The sequence below is a fragment of the Rhodococcus sp. no. 34 genome, assembly GCF_054589475.1.
In genome coordinates this window covers 185,833-192,126 of record NZ_BAAILK010000049.1, presented here as the reverse complement: position 1 = coordinate 192,126, position 6,294 = coordinate 185,833, and the positions used below count along the sequence as shown (strand labels likewise).

The 6,294-nt window shown below is 64.3% G+C and carries 7 protein-coding genes; 2 read left to right on the top strand and 5 right to left on the bottom strand.

From position 1 onward, the window contains the following. Positions 1-40 precede the first annotated feature (40 nt). Positions 41-1,444 (bottom strand): class II fumarate hydratase, encoded by a 1,404-nt coding sequence (locus ACYP01_RS29665; RefSeq protein WP_003945220.1) that lies wholly within the window; start codon positions 1,442-1,444, stop codon positions 41-43. A gap of 101 nt (positions 1,445-1,545) precedes the next feature. Further along, positions 1,546-2,580: a class II fructose-bisphosphatase gene (gene glpX, locus ACYP01_RS29660; RefSeq protein ID WP_019744581.1), complete on the bottom strand. Its 1,035-nt coding sequence runs from the start codon at positions 2,578-2,580 to the stop codon at positions 1,546-1,548. A 180-nt stretch (positions 2,581-2,760) separates the two neighbouring features. On the opposite strand from glpX, the gene ACYP01_RS29655 reads away from it, so the two are divergent. After that, entirely contained in the window at positions 2,761-3,330 is a 570-nt protein-coding gene (locus tag ACYP01_RS29655) for a DUF4245 domain-containing protein (RefSeq protein WP_003945206.1), read from the top strand. A gap of 21 nt (positions 3,331-3,351) precedes the next feature. Here the strand turns inward: ACYP01_RS29655 and ACYP01_RS29650 are convergent, their stop codons facing one another. The 3 genes from ACYP01_RS29650 to ACYP01_RS29640 are packed head-to-tail and all read right to left on the bottom strand — an operon-like array spanning position 3,352 to position 5,428. Then, positions 3,352-3,570, bottom strand: coding sequence for an exodeoxyribonuclease VII small subunit (locus ACYP01_RS29650; protein WP_003945276.1), 219 nt, complete (start codon positions 3,568-3,570; stop codon positions 3,352-3,354). Beyond that, complete coding sequence (gene xseA / locus ACYP01_RS29645) at positions 3,567-4,832, bottom strand: exodeoxyribonuclease VII large subunit (RefSeq protein WP_003945258.1); 1,266 nt, start codon at positions 4,830-4,832, stop codon at positions 3,567-3,569. Before xseA ends, ACYP01_RS29650 begins: the two co-directional genes overlap by 4 nt. After that, on the bottom strand, positions 4,829-5,428 hold the full coding sequence (locus ACYP01_RS29640; RefSeq protein ID WP_030244398.1) for a lipid droplet-associated protein: 600 nt from the start codon (positions 5,426-5,428) through the stop codon (positions 4,829-4,831). The genes xseA and ACYP01_RS29640 overlap by 4 nt, the downstream gene beginning before the upstream one ends. 153 nt (positions 5,429-5,581) lie before the next feature. Here ACYP01_RS29640 and ispH point away from each other — a divergent pair. After that, positions 5,582-6,294: 4-hydroxy-3-methylbut-2-enyl diphosphate reductase (ispH, locus tag ACYP01_RS29635; protein ID WP_459683608.1), on the top strand; the 713-nt coding region annotated here is incomplete at its 3' end.

The following is a 6,294-nucleotide window of genomic DNA, read 5'->3' as shown; positions in this document are numbered from 1 at the left end:
TGGCGGTTTCCGAATTGGAAACCGCCACTCTTTTGTTTGTTCAGTCCTTGACCTTCGCCATCGCCAGAACGTCGAGACGCTTGTCGAGTTCTTCCTCGCTCAGCTTGTCCGGGACCAGTCCGCGCTCGATGACGACCTGACGGATCGTCTTCTTCTCTTTGAGCGCCTGCTTCGCGACGGCTGCGGCTTCCTCGTAACCGATTGCCGAGTTGAGCGGCGTCACGATCGACGGCGACGATTCGGCGAGTGTCTTGAGGTGCTCCTCGTGTGCGACCAGTCCGCTGACACACTTGTCGGCGAACAGTCGAGAGACATTGGCCAGCAGGGTGAACGACTCCAGTAGGTTGCGTGCCATGACCGGGATGTAGACATTGAGTTCGAAAGCTCCGGCAGCGCCGCCCCACGCGATGGCGGCGTCGTTTCCGATCACCTGGGCCGCAACCTGTGTGGTCGCCTCCGGCAGGACGGGATTCACTTTGCCGGGCATGATCGAGCTACCCGGCTGTAGGTCGGGGAGGGCGATCTCGCCGAGCCCGGTCAGCGGACCCGATCCCATCCACCGAATGTCGTTGGCAATCTTCGTCAGCGAGACGGCGATGGTGCGCAGCGCGCCCGACGCCTCGACCAGTCCGTCGCGCGCGGCTTGTGCTTCGAAGCTGTTCTTCGCCGGAGTCAGCGCGTCGACGCCTGTCGACTTGACAAGCTCGGCAACAACTTTGGGGCCGAATCCATCCGGAGCATTCAGACCGGTACCGACTGCTGTTCCGCCGATCGGCAGCTCGCCGAGGCGGGGGAGTGTTGCGTTGACGCGCTCGATCCCGGCCTCGATCTGACGTGCGTAGCCGCCGAACTCCTGACCGAGCGTGACCGGCACAGCGTCCATCAGATGGGTGCGTCCGGATTTGACGACGGTCTTCCACTCGGTCGCCTTCGTGGCAAGCGCAGCATGCAGATGTTCCAGTGCCGGAACAAGATCGGTGACCGCTGCTTCGGTAGCTGCGACGTGCGTGGCGGTGGGGAAGGTGTCGTTGGAGGACTGCGACATGTTGACGTGATCATTGGGATGTACGTCCACACCGGCGGCCTTCGCGATGGATGCGATGACCTCGTTGGCGTTCATGTTCGAACTGGTTCCCGAGCCGGTCTGGAAGACGTCGATGGGAAACTGATCATCGTGCTTGCCTTCGGCGATCTCGTTCGCGGCGGCGATGATTGCGTCGGCCTTGTCCGCGTCGAGCAGTCCGAGGTCCTTGTTGACCTGCGCACAGGCTGCCTTCAACAAGCCCATTGCGCGAATCTGGGTGCGCTCGAGGGGGCGCCCGCTGATCGGGAAGTTCTCGACTGCACGCTGGGTCTGTGCTCGCCACAGTGCGTCGATGGGCACCCGAACTTCACCCATGGTGTCGTGTTCGATTCGGAACTGTTGATCGTTGCTCTCCGTCATGGCTCCACATTGCCACTTTTGGAGAGCGGGTAGGGGACTACGTCCCCCGTGAGCGGTTAAAGAGTGCAGGGACTCCCTAACCACTCACGGGGCGGAGCCCATCAGAACGTCGGGGGAACCGCGCCCTCTTCGCCGTCGAAGTCGACGGAGCTGTACTCACGCAGCTTCTCGAGACGGTGGTACGCGTCGATCATGCGAACGGTGCCGGACTTGCTGCGCATCACGATGGACTGCGTGCTGGCGCCGCCTCCGTAGTAGCGGACGCCGCGCAGGAGGTCGCCGTCGGTGACGCCGGTGGCGCAGAAGAAGACGTTCTCGCCCGAGACGAGATCTTCGGTGGTCAGGATCCGATCGAGATCGTGACCGGCGTCGATGGCCTTCTGACGCTCTTCGTCGTCGGTGGGGGCCAGCTTGCCCTGCAGCGATCCACCCATGCAGCGCATGGCTGCTGCGGCGATGATGCCCTCGGGCGTTCCGCCGATGCCCACGAGCATGTCGGTGCCGGACTCCGGACGCGCTGCGGCGATCGCGCCGGCAACGTCACCGTCGGAGATCAGACGGATACGAGCGCCGGTGTCGCGTACGTCCTGGATCAGCTGGTTGTGACGCGGGCGGTCCAGGATGCAGATCGTGATGTCGGAGACTGACGCCTTCTTGACCTTGGCCACGCGCTTGATGTTCTCGGCGATCGGTGCGCTGATGTCGATGACATCGGCAGCATCCGGCCCGACAGCGATCTTCTCCATGTAGAACACGGCCGACGGATCGAACATCGCGCCGCGCTCGGCGACAGCCAGAACAGAGATCGCGTTGGGCATGCCCTTGGACATCAAGGTGGTGCCGTCGACGGGGTCGACGGCGAAGTCACAGTCGGGACCGTCGCCGTTTCCGACCTCCTCGCCGTTGAACAGCATCGGCGCTTCGTCCTTCTCGCCCTCGCCGATGACAACGATGCCGCGCATCGAGACGGACGAGACGAGCTGACGCATAGCGTCGACGGCTGCTCCGTCGCCGCCTTCCTTGTCGCCGCGGCCTACCCAGCGGCCGGCAGCCATAGCACCGGCTTCGGTGACTCGGACCAATTCGAGTGCGAGGTTACGGTCCGGGGTCTCACGATGAGTGCTGCTGGCCGTCATGTGCGGTGCCTCCTGGCGCGGTCGCGGTCGACGGGGTGTGTCGACGCAGTGGTTTCTTCAGGCGTCATTGTCCCAGATGGGAGCGGCTACGTGCGCTGTCGGGTCGCCGCTGCGACGTTTTGTCTCGCTCGAAGGGGACCGGGAATCGTATCTACTGCGCAGTACCTGGATACTGGGGGTGTGGCATCGAAGAAACCCCGCATTCTCGAAGACAACAAAGACATGGTCTGGTCTCTCGTACCGTTGGTGCTGTTCTGCATCATCATTGCGGGCATCGCCAGCCAGTGCACGTTCAGTCCTGGCGGCCCGACACAGGGGCCTATCCCGAGCGTCGACGTGGACGCAGCTCTGAACTACGACGCGAAGGAACTCGGATTTCCCATCCGTAATCCCGGTGTTCCGGACGGGTGGACCCCGAACTCCGGCAGTCGCAAGATCATCTCCGGCGACGGTGGCGGAGATTCGAGCACTGTGGGATTCATCACGACCAGCGGTCGCTACATTCAGCTGACACAGAGCAACGCCGAGGAATTCCCGTTGGTGTCACACGTTGCCGGTGGACAGCGATTCGCGACCGGAGTCGAGACCGTCGGCGCCGATACGTGGAACGTCTTCGGCGGCGAAGGTGTCGAGTCGATCTGGGTCACCGACGTCGGGGATGTTCGCCTGTTGCTCACGGGCGCGGCGACGCCGGAAGAGTTCCGGATTCTTGCCGAGAAGGTCGGCGCAGCGCAGCCGATCACGCCATAGGATTTGCGGTCGGAGCGGACGTTACTCGTCCGCTTCGGCCAGAGCCTTTTCGACGCGGGCCCTCGCGCCGGCCAAGTGCTCTTCACAGCGCTTGGCCAACGCTTCGCCTCGCTCCCACAGTGAGAGTGACGCGTCGAGGTCCAGACCGCCCTGTTCGAGAATCTTCACGACGCTCACCAGTTCGTCCCGGGCTGCTTCGTAGCCGAGTTCGTTGATGTCGGTGTCGGTGGCGTTGCTCATTTTTCTCTTCCCATCACTGCGGCGCGAACGGCGCCGTCTGCAAGTCGAACTCGAATCTGGGTACCGGGTGGCGCGTCCTCGACCGAGCGCAGAACCTCCGGATCGCCATCGGCGACAACACGTTGCACGACTGCGTACCCGCGGGCCAGCGTCGCGGCGGGGCCCAGCGTGGTGAGCCGGGCGCGCAGATGCTCGATCGTTCGGGACTCGGAGTCGATCAACCGAGTCACATCGCGTCGCCCGGCGGCTTGGAGCCTTTCGACCTCCTCGGCGCGACGGTCCACCGCGAGCAGCGGTGATGCCATGACCGGTCGAGTGCGCAACTGTTCGATCAGATGAGACTCACGCTTGACCCAGCTGCGCAGTGCCGCAGCGCTGCGGTCACGCAGATCCGCAACCAGGGCAGCTTCCGCAACCGCGTCGGGTACGACGCGCTTGGCCGCGTCCGTGGGTGTGGCTGCGCGCAGGTCGGCGACGTGGTCACTGAGCGGGCTGTCCGGCTCGTGTCCGATGGCACTGACGATCGGCGTCGTGCAGGCCACGATGGCGCGGCACAGCGCTTCGTCGGAGAACGGCAGGAGATCCTCGACGCTACCGCCGCCGCGAGCGAGGATGATGACGTCGACTACCGGGTTGGCGTCGAGTTCCTTCAGCGCTTCGATGATCTGGGGAACAGCAGTCGGGCCCTGAACCGCGGTGTTACGCACTGCGATGGCAACTGCTGGCCAACGACGATGGGCGACTGAGACGACATCCTTCTCGGCCGCACTGGCGCGGCCCGTGATCAGGCCGATCGTGCCGGGCAGAAACGGAAGCGGCCGTTTGAGCCGCGGATCGAACAAGCCCTCGGCGGCGAGCAAGGCGCGCAGTCTCTCGATGCGGGCCAGCAGCTCACCGATACCCACGGCGCGAATCTCGGTGACACGCAACGACACCGTTCCGCGTCCGGTGTAGAACGAGAGTTTGCCGAACATCACGACACGCGAGCCCTCGGTCAACGGCACCGGGGAGTTGTGCAACAACTGCGGTGAGCATGTGATCGACAGCGACATGTCTGCCGACGGATCACGCAGGACGAGAAAGGCCGTTCGGGTGCCGGGGCGTGCATTGATCTGGGTGATCTGACCTTCGACCCAGATGCTGCCGAGCCGATCGATCCAGCCGGCGACCTTGGCGGAAACCGTGCGGACCGGCCACGGCTGCTCAGCACTGCTGGCGCCGGACGATCGCTGCGATGAAGCGGGGGGCGTTGCGGAAGTCACTTTGCCTTGGCTGTGGTGATGCGGTTGGTGAGCATGGTCTGGAACGGTGCGCGGGCGAGCGTTGCATTCTCGTAGTCCAGGACGGCGGTCAGCTCGTCGATGCTGAGCGTCCGGATACGCGCACGGAGCTGTGCGAGTGTGAGGTTGGGGTAGTCGAGTTCGGTGACGATCTCGGGCTCTTCGGCAGGTCCGTCCGTCGTAGCTGCCGCGGATTCGGACTCGGCGCCGGGTGCGGGCTCCTCGATGGGGGCGGTCGGCTCGAGCGAGTAGAGCGCGAAGCGTCCGGCGTTGGTCGGGGTGTCAGCGGTGGTCGCGCCGGTGGTCGACGCCGAGTCTGCGGGAGCGTCGGCGTCTTCGTCGAAGACCGCCCACTCGGGCTGTTCGTCCTCGGAAGACCAGTTGATCAGTGCAAATGCCTGATCGCCCTTGATGGCCAACGAGGTGATCGACTGCTGCACGCGCATGCTTGTCTGCAGCATCTGGCTCACGGCGGTCATCGGCAGGGCGACGGCGGTGGTGGGCAGCTTCTTTGCCTCTTCCATCGCGGTGACGGCGAGTCCCGCGGCAACGCGCGCCACGAACGGTGGTCGGATCATTCCCACAGCTTGCCGCAAAGCTCCGACAATCGGTAGCCGACTTGCCTGTGACGGCCGTACTCGTTTACTTCGGAACCTTCGATCGGAGCCCGAAACCGAGGTGTTCACGTTTGCCGGAGTGTCTCACGTTCGAGGTGCCAGTAGGCTGGTCACATGTCTTCGGCTGTTCCTCTCAATCTCGGTATCGCGCACTCGGCTGATTCGCCGTCCACCCGCAAGGGCAGCGCCAAGCGCGTGCTCCTCGCCGAGCCTCGCGGCTACTGCGCCGGCGTCGACCGCGCGGTCGAGACCGTCGAGAAGGCCCTCGAGAAGCACGGCGCACCCATCTACGTGCGTAAGGAGATCGTCCACAATCGCCACGTCGTCGAGACGCTCGAAGATCAAGGCGTGATCTTCGTCGACGAAACCGACGAGGTTCCCGAGGGATCGTTGCTCGTGTTCTCGGCGCACGGTGTGTCGCCGGCCGTCCACGACTCGGCTGCCGAGCGGAACCTGCGCACGATCGACGCGACGTGCCCCCTGGTCACGAAGGTGCACCAGGAAGCGAAGCGATTCGCCCGCGACGATTACGACATTCTGCTCATCGGCCACGAAGGCCACGAGGAGGTCGAGGGCACCGCAGGTGAGGCTCCCGATCACGTCACCATCGTCGACGGCCCGGATTCGGTCGACGCGGTCACGGTTCGTGACGAGTCGAAGGTCATCTGGCTTTCCCAGACCACACTGAGCGTCGACGAGACGATGCAGACCGTCGCGCGCCTGCGTGAGCGCTTCCCCAATCTGCAGGACCCGCCGTCCGACGACATCTGTTACGCCACGCAGAACCGTCAGGTCGCGGTCAAGGCGATGGCTCCCGAGTGCGATCT

Bases quoted from the DNA above. Each gene is read 5' to 3' on its own strand.
- ACYP01_RS29665 (WP_003945220.1), bottom strand. From the start codon at position 1,444: ATGACGGAGAGCAACGATCAACAGTTCCGAATCGAACACGACACCATG.
- glpX (WP_019744581.1), bottom strand. From the start codon at position 2,580: ATGACGGCCAGCAGCACTCATCGTGAGACCCCGGACCGTAACCTCGCA.
- ACYP01_RS29650 (WP_003945276.1), bottom strand. From the start codon at position 3,570: ATGAGCAACGCCACCGACACCGACATCAACGAACTCGGCTACGAAGCA.
- ACYP01_RS29640 (WP_030244398.1), bottom strand. From the start codon at position 5,428: ATGATCCGACCACCGTTCGTGGCGCGCGTTGCCGCGGGACTCGCCGTC.